At 51.2% G+C, this 24,527-nt stretch carries 25 protein-coding genes; 4 read left to right on the forward strand and 21 right to left on the reverse strand.

What is annotated here, in order from left to right; translation table 11 throughout:
• Nucleotides 1-120: 120 nt before the first annotated feature.
• The 21 genes from JW883_11540 to JW883_11640 all read right to left on the reverse strand — a co-directional run bounded on the left by JW883_11540 (nucleotide 121) and on the right by JW883_11640 (nucleotide 19,306).
• A complete protein-coding gene (locus JW883_11540) occupies nucleotides 121-939 on the reverse strand; it encodes a mechanosensitive ion channel (protein ID MBN1842898.1) in 819 nt (272 codons plus the stop codon).
• A gap of 37 nt (nucleotides 940-976) precedes the next feature.
• Nucleotides 977-2,302 carry an OmpA family protein gene (locus JW883_11545; GenBank protein ID MBN1842899.1) on the reverse strand — a complete coding sequence of 442 codons (1,326 nt, stop codon included), beginning with the start codon at nucleotides 2,300-2,302 and terminating at the stop codon, nucleotides 977-979.
• A gap of 168 nt (nucleotides 2,303-2,470) precedes the next feature.
• Nucleotides 2,471-3,046, reverse strand: a complete 576-nt coding sequence (locus JW883_11550) for a hypothetical protein (protein MBN1842900.1) — start codon at nucleotides 3,044-3,046, stop codon at nucleotides 2,471-2,473.
• Between the two features lie 36 nt (nucleotides 3,047-3,082).
• Nucleotides 3,083-3,304, reverse strand: a complete 222-nt coding sequence (locus tag JW883_11555) for a hypothetical protein (protein MBN1842901.1) — start codon at nucleotides 3,302-3,304, stop codon at nucleotides 3,083-3,085.
• Between the two features lie 215 nt (nucleotides 3,305-3,519).
• Nucleotides 3,520-3,771 (reverse strand): hypothetical protein, encoded by a 252-nt coding sequence (locus tag JW883_11560; GenBank protein MBN1842902.1) that lies wholly within the window; start codon nucleotides 3,769-3,771, stop codon nucleotides 3,520-3,522.
• A 63-nt stretch (nucleotides 3,772-3,834) separates the two neighbouring features.
• Nucleotides 3,835-4,056 carry a hypothetical protein gene (locus JW883_11565; protein ID MBN1842903.1) on the reverse strand — a complete coding sequence of 74 codons (222 nt, stop codon included), beginning with the start codon at nucleotides 4,054-4,056 and terminating at the stop codon, nucleotides 3,835-3,837.
• Nucleotides 4,057-4,065: 9 nt separating this feature from the next.
• Nucleotides 4,066-4,728, reverse strand: a complete 663-nt coding sequence (locus JW883_11570) for a peroxiredoxin (protein ID MBN1842904.1) — start codon at nucleotides 4,726-4,728, stop codon at nucleotides 4,066-4,068.
• A 113-nt stretch (nucleotides 4,729-4,841) separates the two neighbouring features.
• Nucleotides 4,842-5,636 (reverse strand): sterol desaturase family protein, encoded by a 795-nt coding sequence (locus JW883_11575; GenBank protein ID MBN1842905.1) that lies wholly within the window; start codon nucleotides 5,634-5,636, stop codon nucleotides 4,842-4,844.
• Between the two features lie 173 nt (nucleotides 5,637-5,809).
• The gene (locus JW883_11580) at nucleotides 5,810-7,021 is read right to left on the reverse strand and encodes a SufD family Fe-S cluster assembly protein (GenBank protein ID MBN1842906.1); all 1,212 of its coding nucleotides are present in this window, start codon (nucleotides 7,019-7,021) and stop codon (nucleotides 5,810-5,812) included.
• A complete protein-coding gene (locus tag JW883_11585) occupies nucleotides 7,009-7,764 on the reverse strand; it encodes an ABC transporter ATP-binding protein (GenBank protein ID MBN1842907.1) in 756 nt (251 codons plus the stop codon). Before JW883_11585 ends, JW883_11580 begins: the two co-directional genes overlap by 13 nt.
• Nucleotides 7,751-8,617 carry a ferritin-like domain-containing protein gene (locus JW883_11590; GenBank protein MBN1842908.1) on the reverse strand — a complete coding sequence of 289 codons (867 nt, stop codon included), beginning with the start codon at nucleotides 8,615-8,617 and terminating at the stop codon, nucleotides 7,751-7,753. The genes JW883_11585 and JW883_11590 overlap by 14 nt, the downstream gene beginning before the upstream one ends.
• A gap of 34 nt (nucleotides 8,618-8,651) precedes the next feature.
• Complete coding sequence (locus JW883_11595) at nucleotides 8,652-9,146, reverse strand: rubrerythrin family protein (GenBank protein MBN1842909.1); 495 nt, start codon at nucleotides 9,144-9,146, stop codon at nucleotides 8,652-8,654.
• Between the two features lie 292 nt (nucleotides 9,147-9,438).
• A complete protein-coding gene (locus JW883_11600) occupies nucleotides 9,439-9,867 on the reverse strand; it encodes a DUF4079 family protein (GenBank protein MBN1842910.1) in 429 nt (142 codons plus the stop codon).
• A gap of 93 nt (nucleotides 9,868-9,960) precedes the next feature.
• A complete protein-coding gene (locus JW883_11605; protein ID MBN1842911.1) occupies nucleotides 9,961-10,440 on the reverse strand; it encodes a cytochrome P460 family protein in 480 nt (159 codons plus the stop codon).
• 188 nt (nucleotides 10,441-10,628) lie between these two features.
• On the reverse strand, nucleotides 10,629-12,716 hold the full coding sequence (locus tag JW883_11610) for a thioredoxin domain-containing protein (GenBank protein MBN1842912.1): 2,088 nt from the start codon (nucleotides 12,714-12,716) through the stop codon (nucleotides 10,629-10,631).
• Between the two features lie 510 nt (nucleotides 12,717-13,226).
• Nucleotides 13,227-14,591, reverse strand: coding sequence for a sigma 54-interacting transcriptional regulator (locus tag JW883_11615; protein MBN1842913.1), 1,365 nt, complete (start codon nucleotides 14,589-14,591; stop codon nucleotides 13,227-13,229).
• Nucleotides 14,592-15,075: 484 nt separating this feature from the next.
• Nucleotides 15,076-16,518 carry a UTP--glucose-1-phosphate uridylyltransferase gene (locus JW883_11620; GenBank protein ID MBN1842914.1) on the reverse strand — a complete coding sequence of 481 codons (1,443 nt, stop codon included), beginning with the start codon at nucleotides 16,516-16,518 and terminating at the stop codon, nucleotides 15,076-15,078.
• Between the two features lie 7 nt (nucleotides 16,519-16,525).
• Nucleotides 16,526-17,086 (reverse strand): YIP1 family protein, encoded by a 561-nt coding sequence (locus JW883_11625; GenBank protein MBN1842915.1) that lies wholly within the window; start codon nucleotides 17,084-17,086, stop codon nucleotides 16,526-16,528.
• Between the two features lie 19 nt (nucleotides 17,087-17,105).
• Nucleotides 17,106-17,750, reverse strand: a complete 645-nt coding sequence (locus tag JW883_11630; protein ID MBN1842916.1) for an MBL fold metallo-hydrolase — start codon at nucleotides 17,748-17,750, stop codon at nucleotides 17,106-17,108.
• Nucleotides 17,751-17,781: 31 nt separating this feature from the next.
• Nucleotides 17,782-18,846, reverse strand: a complete 1,065-nt coding sequence (locus JW883_11635; GenBank protein MBN1842917.1) for a branched-chain amino acid aminotransferase — start codon at nucleotides 18,844-18,846, stop codon at nucleotides 17,782-17,784.
• Complete coding sequence (locus JW883_11640) at nucleotides 18,791-19,306, reverse strand: DUF296 domain-containing protein (GenBank protein MBN1842918.1); 516 nt, start codon at nucleotides 19,304-19,306, stop codon at nucleotides 18,791-18,793. Before JW883_11640 ends, JW883_11635 begins: the two co-directional genes overlap by 56 nt.
• Before the next feature lie 246 nt (nucleotides 19,307-19,552).
• Between JW883_11640 and larB the strand changes: the two genes are divergently transcribed.
• The 4 genes from larB (at nucleotide 19,553) to JW883_11660 (ending at nucleotide 24,183) form a co-directional block, all read left to right on the forward strand.
• A complete protein-coding gene (larB, locus tag JW883_11645; GenBank protein ID MBN1842919.1) occupies nucleotides 19,553-20,302 on the forward strand; it encodes a nickel pincer cofactor biosynthesis protein LarB in 750 nt (249 codons plus the stop codon).
• 257 nt (nucleotides 20,303-20,559) lie between these two features.
• Complete coding sequence (locus tag JW883_11650) at nucleotides 20,560-22,992, forward strand: VWA domain-containing protein (protein ID MBN1842920.1); 2,433 nt, start codon at nucleotides 20,560-20,562, stop codon at nucleotides 22,990-22,992.
• Between the two features lie 153 nt (nucleotides 22,993-23,145).
• Entirely contained in the window at nucleotides 23,146-23,661 is a 516-nt protein-coding gene (locus tag JW883_11655; GenBank protein ID MBN1842921.1) for a DUF3592 domain-containing protein, read from the forward strand.
• Between the two features lie 216 nt (nucleotides 23,662-23,877).
• On the forward strand, nucleotides 23,878-24,183 hold the full coding sequence (locus JW883_11660; GenBank protein MBN1842922.1) for a DUF2845 domain-containing protein: 306 nt from the start codon (nucleotides 23,878-23,880) through the stop codon (nucleotides 24,181-24,183).
• Nucleotides 24,184-24,527 lie beyond the last annotated feature (344 nt).

Genomic DNA, 24,527 nt, shown 5'->3' on the forward strand with positions numbered 1-24,527 from the left:
GGAATCTTCGACCGTAGGGAACGCTGCCATTTTATAATTCGCTCGCTAACCCCGCAGCAAGCTACGGGGAATGCGCTCGCTATTGCGCTTCAATAAACATGAACAATATCATGTTTTATGTCACTGTTGAGAGCCGGTTCCCACCATATGCACGACCCGCTGCGGAAAAGGTATTTCAATGCCGTTGTGATCAAGGGCCTTCTTTATGTTCTCTGTGGCGCCAAAATAGACGCTCCAATAGTCTGCCGCCTTGACCCAGGGTCGAACCACAAAATTCACGCTGCTGTCTGCCAGTTCCAAAACGGCGATGGTCGGCGCAGGATCTTTCAGGATACGCCCATCCTCCGCAATGACATCTGCCATAACCTGCCTTGCCTTATCAATATCCTCTCCGTATCCGATGCCGATTACCATATCTACCCTGCGCGTGCCTTTGGCCGTCCAATTGATGATGTTGTCTTCCGTCAATTTGGCATTAGGGATGGTCACCGTCTTATTGTCTGGTGTTATTATTTTAGTAGTAAAAATCTGGATTTCTTCAACAGTCCCGCCAACGCCTGCACCTTCAATGTAATCGCCTACCTTGAACGGGCGGAACATAATCATCAGGAACCCGGCGGCAAAGTTTGCAAGCGATCCCTGCAACGCCAGGCCGATGGCCAGACCGGCAGCGCCGAGTACGGCGATAAATGAAGTGGTTTGAATGCCAAGCTGTCCGAGCATCGCAATAATGACAAAGGTAAACAGGGCGATATAGGTTAAATTGCCGGTAAACTTTACCAGCGTTGGATCAACCTTGCTTCTTTCCATCAATCGTTCCACTGCTTTTGTCAAACCCTTGGCTATCCAACGTCCGACAATGAGAACAACAATAGCAGCCACAACTTTTAACCCATAAACGGTCAATAACTCCCAAACCTTTGCAATCAGATCTTCCATCACCTTTCCTCCATACTGGAATAGATCATTGATGTTCCTAATGAACCGGTGTCAATTCCACCCTCCGGTTCCGTGCTCGGCCTTCCGGGGTGTCGTTAGAAGCAATGGGCCTTGAAAATCCGTAGCCTGCCGAAGAAAGGCGTTCCGGCTGAATCCCCTTTTTCACCAGATGCTCCATGACCGCGTTGGCCCGGTTCTCGGAGAGTTTCTGATTGTATGCTTCCGCCCCAACACTATCTGTATGGCCCTCGATCTCCACCTTCAAAGTGGGATTGCCTTCTAATACCGCCACGACTTCATCCAAAGCCGCATATGCCCAGGGTTTTATATCCCACTTTCCTGTGTCGAACTGAACGCGTTCCAGTACCCAGCAACCCTTATCGTTCACCTTGGCCCCATGAGGTGTTGAAGGGCATTGATCCATGTAGTCATAGACGCCGTCGCCATCCGTGTCTAACGGGCATCCTCGTCGGTTTACTTTTACCCCTTTGGGCGTATTCGGACATTGATCCAGATAGTCGTACACACCGTCACCGTCTGTGTCTACAGGACAGCCGAAGCGGTCTACCTTTGCCCCTTTTGGCGTGTTCGGGCACTTGTCCATATCATCAAGCACCCCATCCCCGTCACTGTCCTTGGCCTCGGCCCTTTCGAAAAAGACCTTTTCTACAAAACCGGCCACGTCTTTGCTCGATGCTATGTCTTCGGCAAGCACCGAAAATCCGCACTGGCCTGCTTGGGCAACCTGCTCCAGGAGCCTTTTGCCCTCGGGATCGTCTCCTACCAAGACGGTATAGATGCAAAGCCTCTCACCGAACAGCGTCTTCATATTTTTCCCAGCTACCACGGGGGCATTGTCCATGTCTTGCCCGTCACTCACAATAATGACGGCTGTTTTCCCCTGTGCGGATTTCAAATCGTCACTCGCTGCATTGATGGCGAGGGCCAAGGGACTTTTCCCGCTTGCCCACTTAACAGTTTTTAGGGCCTCTTCAAGTCCCGCCTTGGAGTACGCTGTGGGTCCGTACACCAGAGCGGTTTTCTTGGCAAACGGGCACCAGCTCTGCCCGAAGGTCCTGAGAGCGGCGGTGAGTTGCAGGTCGGGAATCGTCTGATTCATGCGATTCACCATCTCTTTGGCAGACTTCAGCTTCGTCACTCGCCCATAGGGATCTTTCATGGAAGAGGACGCGTCCAAAATAACCATAAAGGAGTCCACCTTTTGCACATAGTGACCGGCTTGCAACGGAGGGTTGAGATCCTGCGCCTGAAACATCATTTGTGGCTTTTGGGCGGCACAACTGACCAGCAAGACGCAAATCAATACCAAAACAGAACCCCTGAAACATCTTTTTGTCATCATGGCACCTCCTGTGTAACGATTTTTTGTTGAAAGAAAGGTGGAAACGGCGCCGCTCGACTAACGAAGCAGCAGAGTATAGTTCTTGTAGAACAAAACCCAGTCGATGTCATCGGCAAAGGGCAGTAAAGTTTCTGATCCGCCTAGGGCGCGTCACGTCTGGAACAGGGTTCACACGTTTTTATCCATTACGCGGCCAAGGGCTGCAAGATGAGCCTTTTCTTCTTGTGCTATTTCAAACAGAACGCCCTTGGTCTTCTCGTCTTTGGTCTTATTCGAGTATCTCAAATAAAGATCCAGTGCCTGAGTCTCGATCATCATGGCCATGTTGAGAACATCCGGAAGCGTCTCCATGGCCAGCCGGTTCTTCTCCAGAAATTCCTCCGCAGTCAAGCCGCCCTCCATGACCTTCCCGACAATATCGGCCTCGAACGTCTCAAGGTCGGGCACAGATGGGTCGAGTTCCCTGTAGAGCTTAAAGAGCTTCTCCTTGTGGCGATCTTCAATATCTGCCAGTTTGGTAAACATAGCAGCAACCTCTTTATCATTTACGTTTGAGGTCATAGCTACGTAAAACCCCTGGAGACCTTCTTCCATCCCATACGCCAACACAACGATCTCAGCAGGTGTTTCATCACCCGTCACCAAAGCCATGCCCACCTCGGCAGGCCCAATGGCCTTGAGACCCTGCCAGGCTGCAATGCCTCCCTTTAGATTGTAGACTTCGTTGAATCCTTGACCTGCCAACAGTTGAGCAGCGACCCGGCTGCGCCCGCCCACTGCTCAATAGACGAGGGTCGGTTTTTCAGGATCGAGTTCTGCGAGGCGATCGGAAAGCTCAGGCAGGGGAATGAGCTTGGCCCCCGGGATCCGAGCCTTTTCGTATTCGCCTGGCTGGCGGACGTCTACCAGGGTAAATGTGCCTTCCTTGTGCTCGCCTATATAGGCCCTGGCCTCCTCCGTATCCATGGACCGAACAGGGATCAAGAACTGTTTCCACCGCATGATTCTTTCCCTTCCTACACTGTTGGTTTGATAGTATAGGAATTTCCTTTTTTGACCACCACCCAAACCCTCCCCCTTCAAGGGGGAGGGCAGGGTGGTGGTGTTACCTTGAAGCTACAAGTACAAAGGAGATGATGTCGAACATTGAATGGCAAGACGTACCTCACGGGGGCCGAGGCATTTCAAGAACTCTCCCCCTCTTGAGCTAAGCCTCGTTAAGGCATCCTCTCTATGTTCGCCCTCAGTTGTGCTATCTGTAGTCCCAGGGAAACACACTGTTTTCCTTCCATACACTCATCGGCTTCCGCAAGCTCCAGGTGGGTCTTGAGCTCGTGTTCGCCCTCTTTCAAGTCCACAATCCAAGCCTTTTTTGTCTCATCGTACTCTACGTCAACATCGATACCGCATTCGCCGATGTCGGGATAGATCGATCTGATCTTCTCACACAATTCTTTTTTGTCGTGCATGGTCTTGTCCTCCTTTTCTTAGATGTCTTTGAAGGTTAGTTAGAAAAAAGGCCAGCTTAAATCTTACCCTTCCATTTTTTGAACTCCCTTGGGAGTCAAGGCATACGCTTCTCCCTTTTTTTCAAGGAGTCCGGCCCCGACAAACTCTCGGATCGCACTTCGGACGCGAAACAACGGCACACTGCAGTCTTTGGCTACTTCTTCAGGGGTCGCCTGGTCCCACATGACCAGAAGAAGCAGTTCACCGCACCGGGTCAGCAATCCATCCGGCTTTATGCAGGCCACTTCAGGCTCCTACAATTCTTTCTGGCAAAAATACCAGTCCTTGCAATCATAGGTCTCCCTTAAACGCTCTTCTGCCTCATCCTGCGTCCTGGGCGCCGGGACAATGACCGGATCTCCGGGCTGCCAGTTGGCAGGTGTGGCTACCTGGTGGTTGTCAGTCGTTTGAAGCGCCTTGATGAGCCTCAAGATCTCTTCCATGTTGCGCCCTGTGGTAAGAGGATAATAGATCATGGCGCGCAGCGTCCCGTTTGGGTCGATCACAAAAACACACCGTGAGGTCTCGGTCTTACTCTCTTCGGGCATAATCATACCGTAAAGGTTGGCCACCTTTCTGTCCAAGTCAGCTATAACAGGAAACTGGATCTTCACACCAAACTTCTCCTCTATGTTGCGAACCCAGGCAATGTGAGAGTAAGGACTGTCAATACTCAAGCCCATGAGTTCAACACCCAATTTGCGCAGGTGATCGTGGCTTTTTGCGAATGCAACGAACTCCGTGGTGCACACGGGCGTGAAGTCTGCAGGATGCGAAAAGAGTATCAGCCAACTCCCCCGAAAATCCTCTAGCCGTACGGTGCCAAAGGTCGTTTCAGCCTCAAAGGCCGGAGCAGCGTCACCGATTCTCGGCAGCCTCGGCGCCTGTGCTTCTTCTTGTTCAATTCTCTCTTCCATAACGGCCTCCCTGACAAAAATGGTTATAAGATCCTTACCCGGTGCCCATCCCCAAAAGCTTCCCGCCCCCCGGGGAGACGGGGTTGAAGGGAGGACAAGTTTAGGAATAGGGACTACCTAATGGACCGCGTCAAGGGCATCACAAGCAGATTGTGAAAGTTCAACTTCTCCGCCTTCTGGTAGGCGCCTACACCGATTCGGATTTTGCTCTGGTCCACATCGGTCAAGAGCGTGCCAAGCCATCGATCCCATGTGGACAAAATGGTGCCATAGTTGGTATCGCGCTCTTTGATGACTACCGAGTGATGAATCCGGTGCATGGACGGAGGGACGAAGAGAACCCAGAAAATGGTCTCAAACCACCCCGGAACCTTCAGGCTGCTGTGATGAAACTGGGCACAGAGCACCAAAGCGCTCTCAAAAATCAGCACGCCCAAGGGACTCGCTCCCAGAAAGAAGACAAGGCATATCTTGATCACAGCCGATATGGCCAGCTCACCGATGTGAAATCGTGTCGCCGTGGACACGTCCATATTCAGATCACTGTGATGAACCCTGTGGAACCGCCACAGAAGGGGGACTTCGTGATTCAGAAAGTGCCAGACGTACAGCATGAAATCCATGAAGACCAACGTAGCAAGAAGCTTCACCCATGGCGGTAAATCCAGCAGATTGAGCACCCCCAATTGATGGGTAGTGACATAAGAAGCCGTACTGACAATGGACCCTGCAAAGACCAACTGAAGAACTAAGCTGTTGAACAGGGTAAGCCCCATGTTATTTGCCCAACGCTTGACCTTTGACACAGAACTCCGCCGGTACGCGGCCAGGAGTTCAAAGACGAGAAAAAAAAGGAGGCCTCCCCAGAACAGGGACAGCCTTAAGAATGATGTATCTGCCTGAATCACACTCGAACCCCACTTTTACTTGATACTGTGGCACCCTGTGCACCTGGTCGGGCCGGTCTTTTCACCTTTCCTGGCCTTTTCTATGTGACAGGCCCGGCACTGATTCATGGCCTCTTTCCTTTGCAGTTTTCCTTCTCCCTAAGGAAGGATGTATAAGAAACACCCTTTGGGGACTACATCATGTCCTTATCACTCTGTTCCACAGCACGATCAATCTCTGCCTTGAGCTGGGGCGGCAAGCCGGGAATATCCACGCTCAAAAAGCCTCGGACAATAGTCGCCGTGGCCTCGTCTTCACTCAAACCACGAGACATCAGGTACAGAATCTCTTCCTGGGCAATCTTTCCCACGGCTGCTTCGTGAGACATCTCCACACCATCAACCTTGCCTTGTAGCTCCGGTATGGCGTGAATAGAACCTTTGTTGAGGATTAGACCACGGCACTCCAGATGGGCCTTTATCCCGGGGACTTCACCTATCAGGTCCCCCCGGGCAATAATGTTCCCGCCGTTTGTGATGGCACGGGAGATGATCTCGGCACGGGTATCCGGCTCTTTTAAAAAAATCCGGCCGCCTACGTCCATCTCAGAGACGGGACTTCCCACAAGGAGGCTATAAAAACGGGCCACAGCACCCTTTCCAACCAAATGCGTGGTGGGGTACATCTGGAGAGACTTGACCGGCCTCATGCAAATATAATTATTGAGAAAAAGTCCGCCCTCCTCAACAACTCCCACCGATCTGGCCCGAACCATCATCTCTTCTGCCCAGTGGTGAATCATGGTGAAGCTGAGCTTTGCATCCTTCTTGACGTAAAACTCAGAGACGCCAACGTGGAGGCCTCGTTGCAAATGGGGTGCCGTTGCACAACCCGTGATGATATGAAGCTCAGAGCCTTCTTCGGCAACAATAATGTTATGCACATTCTGGCTTAGGCCCTCCTTTTCCAGATACATACATGCCTGGACAGGATAGATGACCTTGCTGCCTGGAAGGGCCCTGATGACGTAGCCGTTATGTAAGTCAAGCTGGGCCATGGCCGTGTACTTGTCGGTGTCTACTGCCACCAGTTTCCAGAAGTAATCCTGGACCCAGTCATATTTTTTCAGGGCATCTTTAATTGATATCACTTCCAGGCCTTCCTGCTTGGAATGGGCGTGGACTACCGCTGTATCCTTTTGTATGAAGGTGCCCGACCTATCCTTTTCTTCCGTATCTACCCCCGCCAGGATCATCCGTTGCTTATCGGCTTCAGATAAGACATGAAGATCCTCCACATATTCATGGGCAACGGCTTCCAACTCATAGGCATTAAGATCAATGTCCGGGCCGAGCCCTGCCTTCTTTTCCTTTGCCTGACGGGCTTTTTCGTCTAAATCGCGCATCTTACACACTCCCCATATCCCACTTCGCTGATGCACCTGAATATTTCTTGAGGGTGGCTCGTGCAAGTGAGCACGCCCTCGTAGAGTACTTGTCCTTTGTCCGCTGTCACGTAATCCAGGATAAACCCGGTGTGCGTGATAATCAAGCCCATCTTGGTTCGTTCTTTGTGCCGATCCTTCTGTGTCTTCTGAAAGTTCACCTTAAAGTCCCGTTGAAGCAATTCGCTGATGGTCTTTCCTATGACGGAAATATTTTCTAAATCAACCCCCGATTCTGGCTCATCAAAGAGCAACAGGCCCGGATCCTGCGCCATTAACTGCAATAGTTCTGAGCGCTTGATCTCACCGCCCGAAAAGCCCGCGTTGATGTCACGCTCCAGAAATTCCGAGAAGTTCACCTTCTGCGCCAGGACTTCCATGTCCACTGCTCTCTTGGCGCAGATTTGAATCATTTGCCTTGTCTTCACGCCATTGATTGTGGGAGGCCGCTGGTAAGATATTCCAATACCAAGCTGTGCCCGCTCGTTCACAGGCATATGGGTGATGTCTTCTCCTTTGAAGACAATCTTTCCGCCAGTGACCCTGTACTGGGGATAACCCATAATAGTCATAAGCAAAGATGTCTTGCCCGACCCGTTGGGACCAAACAGAATATGGGTCTCCCCTGAATGAATTTCAAGATCGATGTGTTTCAGGATTTCCTTATCGCCAAGCTTAACCTGCAAATCCTCAACTTGTAACATGGGCTCCCTCCCAGTCTTGCAGTTCTGCCGCCTCGTATTCCTCCTGCTGGACGGTGAGGTCCAGATTGATCACAAGCCCGGAGTGCTTTTGCACTTCGCTGTCTTGCGTGAACCTTAGGTGCCGTTCACGGGCTGTCCGGACATCTTCCAGTGCCTTTTTCAGAGCCTGCCCAATGGCATTGCTCATGTCTATGTCGCCGGGTTTGAATTTAGGGGCAACACCATCTTCGGCAATATCTTCGGCAAAATGCGCAAGATGTCTCATTTTTTCCATAGCCTGGTCCATAATTTTCCAGCCCATGATTTCATCTTTTTGGAAGACCCAGGCAGTGCGGAGGTGCTGCAACATCTCTGTATATTTCATTGTGACCTCTGCTTGCAACTTGTCCAGCAATTCCTTGGGCAACTCACTTTCTTCTCCTGGCAAGCCTGCTGCCTCTTCCGGGCTCAGTTTGTCGAGTTTTCTTTGAAACTTTCTCGCATGGATGGCCGATTCCCATGCTTCTCTCTCAAGGACCCGCCTGATATGGGGATCATCCACCTTGTCCGTTTCTCCGTTGTAATGAGGAATCAGGTTTTCCTCGTATTCGACATAGGACTTGAGCATCGTGGCCCGGCTGGTCGGATCATAGGGATAGGGAGCGGGTGTGAAGTTTGGCTCCCCCCCCAATTCGCCTATGATCATCCCCAGCCAGTGCATGTGCCACATCTCATCCCTAGAGATGGAAATGAGGCTCGAACCAAGTGGAGTATCTTCCCCTTCCATCCAACCGTGGACCAGATACCGTATGATTGCTGCATGCTCATCGGCAAGATCCCTGTTCAACAGATCAATCAATGCTTGTTTTTCCATAGCAACCTTCCTTTTCCCCGTTTAACCTTAACCCTTAATCCACCTTAAAAAAAGCCTTCGATGTGGCGCCGCACACCGGGCACTTGTCCGGACGTTCCTTTTCGCAGGTGTAACCGCATACAGAACATACATAGAAATCTGTTTCTTCGGCAGAGTCCAGGTTATCCAATGCCTTCTGATAGAGTGAGGCATGAACCTTTTCCACCTTATTGGCATAGGTGAAGGAGGTCTCTGCCGCCTTATTGTTCTCCTCCTTGGCAGCCCGGATCATGGCCGGATACATCTCCGTAGACTCGTGCGTCTCGCCTGCAATGGCTTCCTTCAAGTTTTCAGCCGTACCCTTAACCTGGCCAAGGGCACGCAGATGAGCCAGTGCGTGTACAGTTTCGGCCTCGGCAGCCGCCCTGAAGACTCTGGCTGCCTGGGGATAACCTTCTTTTTCTGCCTGCTTGGCAAAGGCCAAATACCTCCTGTTGGCCTGTGACTCGCCTGCAAAAGCTTCCATCAAGTTCTGTTCAGTCTTGCTCATCGTCGTTATCCCCTTTCGCGTTTGTATGGCTATAGGTTTTTCAATAACACAATTTGCCATCAAGAATACAATAGAAATGACGTATCATTTTAGATCTTATCAAACAAACAGGTCCAGACAAGCTTCAACCGCGGTCAAATTTTGATTCGTGTGACTCTTTGAGCATCTTATTGAGCGTTCTTCACCCTTACTTGGATACGAGTTTTACACGGACCAAAATTTGATTGCCATTGAAGCGGCCATGTTTTCAGAAAGCTAAGTTATTAAGAAATGAGCAATAGACTTAAAGACACTAGCCGCCTAATACGAAGGTATTGAACACCCACAGGCCGCTAATAGCCTGGCCCACTGCAAGCATTAAGACAACTAGATTATTCAAACCATGCATAAACAGAAACACTCCTCGTTTCTTTTTGTTACGGTCCATGTATAGACCGGAAGCCAGGCCGAAGATTACTAAGGGCAGCAATACAAGAGCGACCTTGCCGTGAACTCCCGTTATGAGGAACCCGTGCCAGTGAAGATATACCATCGTCAAGCCCGAAACCATGCCGACCAACCACACCCCGAGGGCCGTCTTGCCCAGGGCCACATGCCGCTTCCATTTGAAAACAGTCTTTTGGTTCATATGGAGGAAGCGAAACCGCTGAACTCCAAGATAGAACACATACAGGGCCAACAGTGTGGCCGAGCATTGAATGATGGGATGAATAAGGAGCAAGGCAGTTCCCGTTAACCCCCCTCTTCCTTGTCAAAGATACGCTGTCTCCCTCTATAAGCACCTCCCGCTGCGGGAGGGGAATACGGATGGAGACTAATTGAATTCGTGAACCAGTATGAAGTCGTTTTTTGCCCTGGTCCCATGGCAGCCTACACAGCCTGCAGGTTTGCCAAAAGGTTTGGCCTTGCCGTCCGGGGTGAACTTTGCCCAAAACCAGTCTCCGTCTTTGGCATTGTATCCCTGGACCTTGTACATCACCGTGATAGCCTTGAGTTGCATAGCCTTGCTATAGTTTTCTTTAACTTCGATGGCCCCGTAGTGAACGGGAGGTCTTGGCGAATTCAAGGCTCGGTCATTCACATACACCTTATGCAAAGGACCATGCGGTGCTCGACCCGGCTGCATTCCCTGGTGATCAGGCCAGAAGGACCATTCCTTGTAAGGGGAAACCTTTGTGATATGATCCCACAGTGAACCAGGGTCGGGCCCAGGCATGTCTGCAAAAGCCAAAGGGCCTACCCACAAGCACGCTGCAGTGAATAAAGATCCGATAGTGATTGTTCCTTTTTTCAATTATAACCTCCTTTCTTAAAACCTGTATAACTTCAGGGCCTAGCCCGAGTTGTTTTTCAGCCGCGGAGTTTCCGGCTCACAGAGGCCTCATGCTCCGGAGGGGATAGTGTTTCGTGTCCCCCCTCACAGTTCCTCTTGTGGTGAGTGGTAGGCTAACAATTTGGCAATATGACATTCCTTACGCAAGGTCAATGAAAGGCCGCCTCCAATTGCTCCACATCCTTTATGGGTGCCTGACAGGCATACTGCTCGCATATATAGACCGTGGGTTGATTATTTGTAGAAACCATAGCTTCCACAAAGGGAGCCAATGAAGCAAGCCTTTTTGCCCCGGCCCCTTCCGGGCGCAGCACCACCACCTTATTGGGCAAGAACCTCCTGCGTATAGCATTGATCATTCCCTGGGTGGTCTCGAGGGCAGGGTCTCCGGCAACCACAATCTCCTGACTGGGGCCGACCATAAAATCAAGGGCGATTAGTAGCTGAGTATAAGCCATCGGTTGGTCTGTAACCTGTCCGGCAAAAGCCTTGATCAATTGCGCGGCCCTTTGCTCCAAATCGACATTGCCTGTAAGGCGGCTCAGGCGCAAGAAATTTAAGGCTGCAACCGAGTTGCCTGAAGGCAGTGCCCCATCGTAGATCTCTTTGCTCCGCGCAATAAGAGGTTCGTTTCCTTTTCCCGTGAAATAAAGCCCGTCACCTTGTTTATCCCAGAAGATATCTATCATTGCCTTATTCAAGGTAATAGCCTCCTCAAGATAGGAAACCTCAAAGGTAGCCTCATACAATTCGATCAACCCCCAGACCAGGAAGGCATAATCATCAAGGTATCCTGGATAGGCTGCGTCCCCTTGCCTGTATCGACGGAGAAGCCGGCCGTCTGCGGTCCTCAGGCCTTTTAGGACGAAGGCCACAGCCCTTTGAGCTGCGTCCGCATACTTTGGATCAGCAAAAACCTGGTATCCTTTTGCCAGTGCGGCGATCATGAGGCCGTTCCAGGAGGTCAGAATCTTGTCGTCTTTCAGGGGATGGACCCGTTTCTTGCGGACATCAAAGAGCCTGTCTCTGGCATCTTCCAAGACTGCCTCAAGCTTTTTCAGATCCATGCCCTTTCTTTCGGCAAAGGCTTTAAGAGACATGCGCATATGCGCAATGCTCCTGCCTTCTTCAAAATTGCCTGCCTCAGTGATGTCGTAAAAGCGGCAGAAGAGATCGCCCAGTTCGTCCCCAATACGTTCTTTCACCTCCTGGGGAGTCCAAACATAAAACAAGCCTTCTTTGCCCTCACTGTCCGCGTCTTCTGCGGAGTAGAATGCGCCCTCAGGGGCGGTCATATCGCGCAACACATACGTGAATATCTCACGGGCCACCCGGGCGAATTTGACCTTGCCTGTTACCTGATACGCCTCCGTGTACGCCATGGCCGACAGGGCCTGATCATAGAGCATCTTTTCAAAATGGGGCACAAGCCACTTTGCATCCACGGAATAGCGGTGAAAACCAAAACCTATCTGGTCGAAGATACCACCTCTTCTCATGGCCTCCAGAGTCTTTTCCACCATGTCTAAGGTCGCGGAATCGCCGCTCCGCTTGTGCCACCTCAGAAGAAAGGTAAGATGGTGTGGTGTTGGGAATTTCGGTGCAGCCCCAAATCCGCCCTGGTTAGGATCAAAGGTCCTTGAGAGTTGTGTGTTACCCCTCTTCAATGTGCCGACACTCACAGCATGTACGGATTTAACCTGATGTGCATCGCGTTGAATGGCCCCTGTGACGGCCTCGCTGGATTTCAGGATGCTTGCCCGGTCCTCGCGCCACATATCAGCAATCTGTTTAAGGATATCCACAAAACCGGACATCCCCATCCGGCTCGACTTCGGAAAGTAGGTGCCGGCAAAAAAAGGTTTGCCTTCCGGCCTCATAAAAATGGAAAGGGGCCACCCTCCATGTCCTGTCAAGGACTGGCACACAAACATGTAGATTTTGTCCACATCAGGACGCTCTTCACGGTCCACCTTTATGGCGATGTAATACTTGTTCAAAAGCCGGGCAACTTCCTCATCTTCAAAGGACTCGTGTGCCATCACATGACACCAATGGCAGGTGGCGTAGCCTATGGACAGGAAGATGGGCTTGTCTTCTCTTTTCGCTTTTTGGAAAGCCTCCTCACCCCACGGATACCAGTTCACGGGGTTGCCGGCGTGCTGGAGAAGGTAAGGGCTCTTTTCGTCGATTAGACGATTTGGAACCCCTTTTTGCTTTGCATCAGTCGTGCACACACGACCTCCTGGAAATGAAGCTCCCCGCAGCAAGCTGCGGGGTATCAATCGACCTTTTCAAAGAACTCCTTTTCTTCAAACACGTTTTTTGTTCTGAATTATCAAGATCCGTGCCAGGGCAAAACCGCACAAGATGACAGGGCAAAAAAACTTTAATATTAAACGGTTAACGACTACCTAGACTGTCGAAGCGCCCTGCCTTGATGCACCCAACCTGAGACACCCTTGAGACATCCTGCCTCACGGCAAAAACAGATGAAGACAACGCGCTGATATTGCAACAGGCGTTGTACACCATAATGCGCGTTTAGTCCCAAAGGACGTGAGCGGGAAGAATTCACTGACAAGTGGAACAATTGATAGGGGCGCCAGGCAAAAACCGGTTAATCGCTTTTGATAAAAGATAGTTATGGGTGGGTTAATGTGGATTGCGGTTGGAGTTTCCTCTCAAGGTAAGGCCTTGAGGAAAGGGCAAGGGTGTCTCGTTGAAAAACATGAGACGAATATGTCTCACGAGACATCCGGAAAATCAGCAAGAAATCGATACAGGGTAGCTCTGCCCACACCAAGGAGTCTGGCCGCCTTGGCCTTGTTGCCTCCACTGCTGACCAGAGCAGCCCGGACACTTGCCGGGTTCAGTTTTCTGGAGGGGCCGCGAGAGGGTCGTTCCTTTTGCCATTTCTTGAGTTCCAAGGGAAGATCGCCGGGTTGAATGATCCGGCCCCTTGACTTTACAAGGGCAAACCGTAGGGCGCTCTGAAGCTCGCGGACGTTTCCGGGCCAGGGGTAGTCCATCATGACGGCCAGGGTGTCTTTGGAAAGACCTAGCGTATTTTGTCCCTCTTCTCGGGCCTTCTCAAGAAAGTGCTCCAGGAGAAGAGGAATGTCGTTCTTTCGCTTCCTAAGCGTCGGCAGGTGAATAGGGACGACCTTGATACGGTAGTAGAGGTCCTCGCGAAAATTGCCTCTTTCCATTTCGCGTTTCAGGTCTCTATTGGTAGCGCTAACGAGACGCACATCCACAGACGTAGTCTTATCGTCACCCACCCGCTCAAACCTCCCTTCTTGAAGAACCCGCAACAGTTTTGCCTGCACAAACCCGGGCAGATCCGCCACCTCGTCCAGGAACAGGGTGCCGCCATGCGCAAGCTCAAAGCGGCCCTTCTTGTCCCGCACGGCTCCGGTAAAGGCCCCCTTCACATGTCCGAAGAGCTCGCTCTCAAGCAAGCCGTCTGGAAGAGCTGCACAATTGACCGGCACAAAAGGACCCTCTCCACGCCAGCTCTCATTGTGGATGGCCGCCGCCACCAGTTCCTTTCCGGTGCCGGTCTCGCCTGTGATATGAACCGGATAGTCGTTGGCGCCAAGGTCTCGTATCTGGCCATAAACCTGGAGCATCTTCGGGTCCCGCCCAATGAGCCCGGCAAAGCCCTTAATATCCCCGAGCCGTATCCTTAGCCCTATGAGTTCCGTCACATCCCGGAACGAGGCGATAACGCCGGAAAAACGTCCGGCATCATCTTTCCTGTCAGTCACCACCATCTCAATACGCCTGGACTCACCCTTCTTCGTGAGGATATTCAGGGAGTGGTAAAGTTGATCCGAGGAATCTGGCGGGGCTTCCTCAAAGGAGCATCGGTTTCCGCAGAAGGGTCCTCCAAAGGCCTCGTGGCAGTCTCTTCCGAGCACATCTTCTCTGGAATAACCGGTAGTTTTTTCAGCAGCCCGATTGAAAAACAGGATGCGCCTCTCCTTGTCATGGACTATGATCCCCTCTATAAGGTTATCAAGGACACCTTCAAGGTTTTTCTTGTCAGCAGAATTCTTGTACAATAGAGCAAGGTGGGCCTCGATAAGGTCTTTGAACCTTAACATAAACTTTTCATACAGTTTTCCGAATCTATTCTCCTTTGAATCAAGCACACAGATCGTGCCAAAAACTTCACCATCAGGCCACAGAAGCGGAAAACCGAGGTAGGAAATCATACCCAGTTTTATGTCCGGGTTCTTATCCCACTCGCTATCCTTCAATGCATTCGGAACCAGAAGCTTGCCCCTTGTCTCTATAACCTTCTCACAGTAAAAGCCGGCAAGATGCTCTCTGTCTCCTGCCCCATAAGGGTTGCTGCCGGATTCACTTGCGCGAAAGACTTCAATATAGGGAGAATCGATCTTCATGATCAAGGCTGCTGGCACATCAACAATCTCTGCCAGTGTATTGACCACGCTTTGCCAGCTGGCAATCATTTCATCGGATATCTCAATATCTTTTTTATTACTTTTCAATTCCTGTACTTCAAAAACTCCCAGAATTCCGCCAATATCCCTAATTTGCTCATATCCCTTGCTCTGTCCGATATCAAAAAACCAGGTCCTGCTCTATCACGCTCCCGTCGGCAATGGTCACCTGACGCGCCGTGTGATTGGCAATGACGACGTTGCCTTTGATTTCCACACCCCTGCCAAAGACCACATCCCCTTGGACGTTGAGGGAAACACAGTGTAGCAACGATGGGGCGCCATGAGCAAACCGGGCCTTGAGCTGGTCGATTTTCTTGTAGTATTTGTTGTCAAGCTGTAACAACGGTGGACCCAAACGCCTTTTCGGGTTCTGAACGACCTCGTAGTCATCTGTGAGCACATAGGCGTCTGACCAGAGGGCGAGAAGGTGCTGGCATTTCTTGACAGGAGCAAAACGCCTTCTAGGCACCCGGATCGCCGTGGCCTCGTCAAAAATCGAAATCGCCGACCCCATGGCGGTTTCCAGTTGATACACGGGCGGAGAAAATTCGTCTTTGGGATCGACTGTTTTTGGGTTTCTTATCATTGAAAGGCGAATCACGTTGTTGTGGGCATCAAGTAATTCCCTCAACGCTTCCAGGTTCACCCAGATGGTGTTCGTATTGAAATATCTGTACACATTGACATCCCGGAATTCGTCTAACTCGTTTTCAGGGCACTGGGCTATCTCCCTTAACGTAAACCGCCCGTTTTTCCGGCGGGCCAGGTGCCCCCCCTTGCTGTCTGCTTCAGTCCGATCCGCAACCTCCATCATAAAGGGATAGTTGTTTTCCGCAAAAAACCCCAGGATGCTCTCATCCATGACTGCGCCAAGGTTGTCCGAATTTGAGACAAATGCGTAAAGCACGCCCTCATCCAAAAGCTTATCGAGTATCCCTGAGGTCACCAGCGCTGTATAAATATCACCATGGCCGGGTGGATTCCACTCCAGGGCAGGATCAGCAGGCCACGTGGCGGGCGTCAAAGCATCCTGAAACACCTTTGGGAATCTATGTTGGACAAAACTCAACGGGATGCCCTTAGAGGGCAGATCCTCATAAGAGGCAAGGGCCTCAAGGGTGTCAGCCTCGGTGTTAAAACTGTTCATGAAGACAACAGGGAGCCTGACCCCCTGCTTGCGTCTGTAACTGAGAACCTGCCTGGCAATGATATCAAGAAAGCTCAGACCGTTTTTGACCTCCAGCAGGGACTTGGCTCGGGAGAGCCCCATACTTGTGCCAAGTCCGCCGTTGAGTTTGATGAGGACCGATTTTTCCATGGCTCTTTGGCCTGCCTTGTTAAGGCCAGAGAGTCTTTGTGCGTCGGCAATCTCACCTTCTGCCACCGGATCGATATCCTTATTCGAAATAAGGCCGGTCTCGCCCCGAACCAAGAGCCCATAGTAATGCCTGAAGCTATTTATGACGATGGGGGCAAGGCCGTTTTTTCCCATCTTGTCGGCAAACGGCTGAAACTGTATGTCGAGTTCCATTTGAGGTAGACCGTTCTTTTCAGTAGTCATACAGGTGTCAGGAAGGCCCGACGTTCGGCCATTGCCCTCCGGTGATATGGGTTAGGGCCGCGGAGGCAACCAAGTATACGAACACTGTGAATATGACGGCCAAGAAGGCCCGCGAGGCTTTGATCGAAAAGGCGACAGTGAGACCCAGAACAATCAGATAAATCCGATAGAGCTCAAGGAAAACGCCCACCAGAGGAATCCAGGACAGCAGGGCAACTGCCGCTGAATAGGCGTTTACCCTGAAGGCGGCCTCATAGGTCCCTGACGCTTTGAAAAGCCTTGTGATGATGAAGTAAAGGACTCCCGCCGTTACAAAGGGTAGAACAATGCCAAAGACCAAGCTGCGGGCTATGAGGCTTTGACTCTTTAGCAACAGGGCAACAAGCAACGTATGAACTACGACACAGGATGCCAGAAATATCAAAGGGTTTCGCAAGCCGCCATCCCGTTTCATGCCCTTAAAAAACAACCCGGGAGACAACAAAATGGCTTTTGCCGTGCGAAAAAGGCTGGTAAGAAAATCTTTGGGCTCAAAGTCGAGCACCGTATTGAGATCGGGTGTGTCCAAGGGATCTGTCTCAACTAATCTACAACTGAAAATCCGTAATATACGGATTGTGTTTCTTCTCACGAGCCACAGTAGAAGTAGGGCTTACTCCGTAGTCATGGCCCGGCCAGATAATGGTTTCATCCGGAAGCGAAAGGATCCTCTCCTTTATGGACTGAAGCAATATATCCAAAGATCCGCCCGGAAAATCCGTTCTCCCCACCGCGCCTACAAAAAGGGTATCTCCGGTGAAAAGGTTGTTCTCTGCGTGCAGGCAGATTCCGCCAGGGGTGTGCCCCGGGGTGTGAAGCACGGTGAGGGCATTTTCGCCAAAGGAAATGGTATCGCCGTCCTCCACAGCCACATCTGCTGGAGGGGATGGCGCAAAACCCATCTGTCTGCCCATGGATTGCCCTTCGGGTGTACTGAAAAACCGATCGTCCAGGGCATGCATGTATATCTTGGCGCCAGTGAGATGCACAATTTTCCCGTTGCCGCACGTGTGATCAGGGTGGCCATGGGTGTTGACCACAGACTCAATGGTCAGCCCCAAACCACGAGCCGTATCCAAGATATGCTCTTCGTCTCCTGCCGGATCAATCAGGAGCCCTTTGTGTGTGGCTTCGCAGCCCAGAATGTAGCAGAAGACTTCCATAAAACCGACTTTGACCTGCTCAATAATCATTTCTGATGACTCTCCACCATCTTTACTGTTTCTATTCTACCGGAATAATCCACCCAAAGGGATCTTCAGCCCGGCCGTACTGAATATCAGTGATAGCCGCATAAAACTTGTGGGCCATGGGCCCAACTCCGCCATCCCCAATCGTCAACTCTTCATCTCGCCATGCGAGATGGTTAACCGGAGAAATCACCGCGGCCGTTCCACAGCCAAATATCTCCTGAAGGGAACCATTCTTGTGCGCGTCCATGATTTCGTCTATTGTGACAGGTCGTTCGGCCACTGGCACATTCCAACGCCGAGCCAGGGCAAGAACAGAATCCCGGGTAATACCCGGCAGGATGCTCCCTCCAAGGGGCGGGGTCACCAGCTCTCCCTTAAGGACAAAGAAGATATTCATGGTGCCCACCTCTTCTATGTACCGCCGTTCGACAGCATCAAGCCACAGCACCTGGGTGTAACCAGCCTCTTTGGCCACCTCGGCCCCAAAAAGACTCGCAGCATAGTTGGCCGGCGTCTTGGCTTCGCCCACGCCACCCCGCACTGTTCGAACATACTTGTCAGTAACCCATATCTTCACAGGGTTGAAGCCTTCAGGATAATAGGCGCCCACTGGAGACAAGATAACAAAAAAAAGATAGGTGTATGACGGGCGCACACCCAGGTAGGGGTCCATGCCAACGATAGTGGGGCGAATATAAAGAGAAGTTTCGGGTGCCCTGGGAACCCAATCCTTCTCAATGGCAACCAGTCTCTTTATGGCGCTCAAAGCAAAGGCCTCGTCAACCTCGGGGATGCACATAATCTGTGCTGACCGGTTGAACCTGGCTACATTCCGCTCTGGTCGAAACAGTTGGATCTTGTCGTCACTGGTCCGATATGCCTTCAGGCCCTCAAAAATGGCCTGACCGTAATGAAGGACCATGGTAGCCGGATCCATGACAATGGGGCCGTAGGGTTCAATGCGCGCGTTATGCCATCCGGATTCAGGCGCGTAATCCATGTTGAACATGTGATCAGTAAAAACCTCCCCAAAGCCCAGCTTAGAGTCGTCCGGACGTTTCTTGGGGTTTTCGACCCGTTCCAGTCTTAGATCCATTGTCGATTTTCCTCCTCATCTCCCACAAAAATAGCCCTGTTTGCTCGTCGTATTCTCTCGTAACGGGCTTGCCCAAGAGTTCACGGATGTAGATCTCTCCTGCATAGATCATGGTCTCGGAAAAGACATGCCCCCCAATGGTTTGACCATTTATATCGGCAAACGCCCCATGTGCATGAAGACTGAGCTTGCCGTCTTTTAAGGAGACATTGCCGGTACAATGGACAATTTCGAATGGCTCGTCTTTCTTGGCAGTGACATATACCTGCTGCTTCTGGTCATAGGCGCCAAAGGTTAGAGATGAAAGGGCCCCGATAATTGAAAAGACCGCGGTTTGAATCGAATGGTCCGCACAGAAATCCTCCACAGCTCCCAACAGATCTCTGCCGTGAGGGAGCCTCCCAAGCATGCAGCGGCCTGCCTCAAATTCAGATGCTACTATGCAGTTCTTCTCTTCCATATGACGGCTTTTTCACCCACCCCATTCATTGACAGGATTAACGAGATTGACTGGATAAATAATCTTGTTGATAGGTGGACTATTAACAAACCTTGAGACTTTAGACTAGATACCATATCTGCCTGTTAAATCAAGCCGGATGTCTTCAAACATCATGGATCGTTTGAGCTGTATGGCGACAGAAGCGGAATAGATGATTGTTGTTGACTGTATGTGGGTCAAATGTTAGAAAAATCCACAATCATCATGGATGCCAACACGTTAAAAGAACTCCTGGAATCTGTCGCTTCCGGCCGTGCAACCGTTGACGAGGCGGTTGCCAGGCTAAAGCGCCTTCCTTTTGAGGACCTCACCTATGCCCGCGTGGACCACCACCGGCCTTTCAGAAAGGGCTTTCCTGAAGTTATTTTCGGAGAAGGAAAATCACCGGAGCAAATCCTGGGAATTGCGAACGCCATGGTTGAGCAGGGAGACACGGTCATGGTCACACGCCTTTCCCCGGAAAAAGCAGAAGTCATCACAGAGAAATATCCCGATGCCGTGTATCACCGAGACGCCCGCGTCCTCGTGCATGAATCTCGACCTGGTAAGCCTGCCGGCAAGGGACTTATCATGGTGATTGCAGCGGGCACATCGGATATTCCTGTTGCCGAGGAGGCTGCGGTGACGGCCAAGACGATGGGCCACAACGTGAAAACACTTTATGACGTGGGCGTATGCGGCATCCATCGTCTCCTGGATTATAAAGAGTTTCTGGCCGAGGCCTCCGTCTTTGTCGTGGTGGCCGGCATGGAAGGCGCCCTTCCCAGTGTTGTCGGAGGTCTGGTGGACAAACCCGTGATTGCCGTTCCCACCAGCGTCGGCTATGGGGCAAGTTTTGGCGGCATCACAGCCCTGCTGGCCATGCTCAACAGCTGCGCTTCCAATGTCAGTGTGGTAAACATAGACAACGGATTCGGAGCCGGTTACGTTGCAGCCCTGATTAACAGTCTGTGAAATCGCCGCACGTCTATGTGAAGCGGATTCGCAGCGTCAAGGCGGAAAACTTAGCGAAAAAAACTGCCGGTCCTTTTAAATGCGCCTAAAATTTTGATAGCAGCGACCTAATTTAAATCCAAATGATTTTAAGGGCTCATTTAGGGTATTACTTCAATATAGTTGGTCACTGCTGCCCAAAAGCTTTGAGAGGGAGGAATTCATGAACAGAGATGACTTTGAATGTATCTTATATTGAAGCTTGAAAGGAAAAAATCATGAAAAAGAAGGTATCGTCTGGATCACTTACAATTATGCTGCTTCTTACCTTTATTGTATCAGGCACCAGTGCGCACGCGGCACAGTTTTCAGCGGACCTGATAATTACCGGCCCGGACGTCAATTACACTTTCAAATTATATGTAAAAGAGAACATGTATCGTCTAGAAAAGGTTAAGGGCGGCATGAAATACCCGCCCTTTCCGACCATTGTCAACCGAAACACCGGTCTAACATGGGGGCTGAATCCGCAGATGAAGCAGTATGTAGAGATGAACGAGCCCGAGAAAACCATGATGATGAACCCCCTTATGGGTTGGGCCATGACCCGAAAGGGGATGACCATCTCCAAGGGGGGAAAGGAAACCATTGGCGGTTACGACTGTCAGACCTTCGAATACCGGGAGCCCGGGCAATCTCAGGTGGCCGCAAAGGTCTGGGTGGGCCTGAAACTCGATTTTGATGTGAAAGAGGTCCGCTACGCCACCAACGGCAATGCCGTTATGGAGCTGAAGACCATCAGGGAAGGACTTGTCGAAGACTCCCTGTTCAACATCCCTTCGGGTTATACCAAGGTGACCATGTCGGGCGGCCCTGCGCCCGATGCCGCGCCAGCCAAGCCATCGGTAACGGCCCCGGCCCCTCAGCCTGCCCCCAAGTCCCCTAGCGCCGCGCCTGCTGGCAACCTCATCTTTATCCTTGATGCATCGGGATCCATGTGGGGCCAGGTGCAGGGAAAAGCCAAGATCGCCATCGCCAAGGAGGTCCTCACCGACCTCATCGAGAAAGTACCGGATGACGCAATTGTTGGCTTAGTGGTCTACGGGCACCGCCGCAAAGGGGACTGCAACGACGTGGAAGAGCTTGTCCCCTTGGGCCCCATAGACAAGGGCAAGCTGATCAAAGAGATCCAGGCCCTCAGCCCCAAGGGCAAGACCCCCATTACCCTTTCCGTGCGAAAGACAGCGGAAAAGATCAAACACCTGGAGGATGAGACCACGATCATCCTGGTCTCCGACGGCAAGGAGACCTGCGAGGGCGACCCCTGCGCCCTTGTTAAGGAACTCAAAGCGGCGGGTATCAAGTTCGTGATGCACGTCATCGGCTTTGACGTGACCGAGGAAGAAAAAGTCCAGCTCGAGTGCATGGCCCAGGCAGGTGGCGGCGAGTACTTCACAGCCAAGACGGCCAAGGATTTCCAGATGGCCGCCACAAAGGTGGTCAAAAAGGCCCAGGAGTTCGGCGTCCTCAAGATGATCGCCATGAAAAACGGTAAGCCCCTACATGCCTGGGTGGAAATTCACGAATCGGGAACTGAAAAGATCGTACGGAGGGATACGACGTCGGGGGAGACCGGGATCCGAAAGATCAAACTCCCGGCCGGCAAGTATGACGTTCTCGTACGGGATACGGAAAGCGTCAGTGGCGGTGAAATGGCGCCCGTTCGGTTTTCAGGCGTTACAATCGAACTGCGCCAAACGGTGGAAAAGCGGGCCGACTTTTCCGACGGCACCCTGGTTATAAAGGCCATCAAGAACGACAAGCCTGTTGAGGCTCAGGTGTTCTACTATAGATCCAAAGAAACGAAGAGCTTCTTCAATGAGGCAACCCATCCAAAGACAGGGGAGACTAGGCGCAAGTTCGTGCCGGGGCCCTATGATATCAAGGTGGTGGACTACCATACAGCCGGTAAGCCGTCCATTAATCTCCGCGGTATTGAAGTGCTGTCTGGGGAAACGATTGAAAAGACAGCGGAGTTCGCCAATGGAAGCTTGAAAATCCTCACCACCAGAAACGGCGAACCGGTCTTCTGCCCGGTAAAGATCTTCGACTCCGAGGGAAAGGTGATCAGCGACTTCTGGACTCAACACGGAGAAAGAACCGTACAGTTGCTCCAGGGAACCTATGACGTGGAGGTGAAGTTGATGGATATCCCCGGGGGGAACCCAGTCATCCGATTCCGGGGCCTGGAGATCAGCGCCAGGGGAACGGAAGAACGAACAGCGAATTTCAAGATCGGCTTCCTCACGGTGTCCGCCACCCTGGATGGAAAGCCCTTCAACACGCCGGTGAAGCTCTATAAGGAAAGCAGCAAAAGCAACCTCGGACATTGGACAAGTGGAGGGTCCAGAACGTTTCCCCTTGTGCCCGGAGTCTATAATGCAAAAGTCGTCAGTATACAGGATAATAAGCAGTTCAAAGCCTTTGAAGGGATAAAGATCGAAGCCGGCAAGACTATAAGCATTAATGCGGCATTTCCGGTTTCACCTCCACAAACGAAAACGATCCCTGAACGGAAACCGCAAGCAGCCCAAGCAGCCGCGCCTGTGGCGGCAAAGCCTCCTGCCCGGGCCCTGATCACAGACATCGCTGCCCGATATTGGCCTGTGGCACACGGGGTGCACAGCGGTGCTTTTATCGCCTTGCCCTGAAAAAGAAGGACTGCTCCCTGTGCGACCGCATTCGGAAAGAGGATATTCACAAATTGTGTATTGAAGAAGTGTGCAAATGGCACCGGAGCATTGAGAGAAAATTTTCCCCTCTTCAAAAGGGGCCAGGCCTTGAATAGAGCAAAAGGAGGCTATATGAAAGCTACGCCACAGCAAGAAACTCAAGAGTCATCTACAAGGACAATCCTGCTTATAACGCTGGCCATGTTCGCGGCGGCCATCTTCTTTATCCTTTGGGGCGGATACGAGATCATGGCTGGATATGCAAGCAAGAAGTGGCCTTTGGCCGAGGGGAAGGTCACCTCATCCTATGTGCAGAAACAGGTTCGCAGTATCAAGGATAGCTCAAAAAAGCCCACATATTATCCAAAGGTTCGCTATCAGTACTTGGTCGGCAGGAACAGGTATACCGGTGACAGAATTAGCTTTAGCGGGGGTGAAGGGGGCGAGAAAAAGAGCGAGGCCGAGGCCGTGGTAGACCGTTACCCTTCAGGGCAGAAGGTTATCGTTTATTATGACCCAAATGATCCGGAAAGGGCTGTCCTTGAAAGAGGCCTCATCTGGAAGACATTTATGCCCTTGGTGGCCGGCCTGGGCTTTCTGGTGGTTGGGATCGTGTGCCTCAAGGCCTACCGAAGAGACCGTGGATAGGAAAAAGGTTGCCATCAACTGCACTAAAGCCGCTAGCCATTTCGAGGCGTCAAAGAGATGAGGGGAAATGTAATTATTGTATCGTTTTAAAGAAATCGGCCCGTTTAATGCTATAATCAATACAGGCCATAATGTTGAATCACTTCACTTTTACACACCCAAGGAGGCCTGCCGTCCTTAAAGCGGTTTAAGGCGAGGTTTAATGGGAGGTTTAAATTGAAAAAATCTATTATCCTTGTTGGTTTATTTTTTTCACTGCTTGTCATTACCTTAATCCCAACCGACGTTTTCGCGTTTCGGTGCGGCGTTCATCTTGTAAAAACAGGCGATAAAACCTTCGAGGTTATTCAAAGATGTGGAGATCCAGTCTCAAAAGAAACGGTGGGCTACACGTTAACTACAACCGGGAAGAGGAGAGAATTAGAAATTAAGGAGTGGATATACGGACCCACGAATGGGTACTACTATTATCTTACATTTCATGGGACCACACTCGTAAACATCGAGTCTCGGCGGGAATAACGGCAGTCGGGGCTCTCAGGACATCCATGAGATTATAAGTTTCGCCACAGCCCGGCACCACATGAGGCCAAAAAATCACGTCGTGATGTCTATGACCTTTAAAGAATTGTGATGATGAACAAGGTGTGCCGTGATTGAGGTTTTCCGAATAGCAGTGTTGATATAAGGTTGTTTCACAAGGAAGACGGACAGCCATGGGAGGATGTCACATCTTCACTCGATACAGGCAATAATGTCATTTGTGGTGATGTTCAATCCGGGTGTACGCCTCATATTACGTTACGAACTCGGGAAAATGACGGTTAACGAAGAATGTCCAGAACTGCTCCCAGCGATTGCTTAAA

The sequence above is a fragment of the Deltaproteobacteria bacterium genome (assembly GCA_016930875.1).
Taxonomy (GTDB): domain Bacteria; phylum Desulfobacterota; class Desulfobacteria; order Desulfobacterales.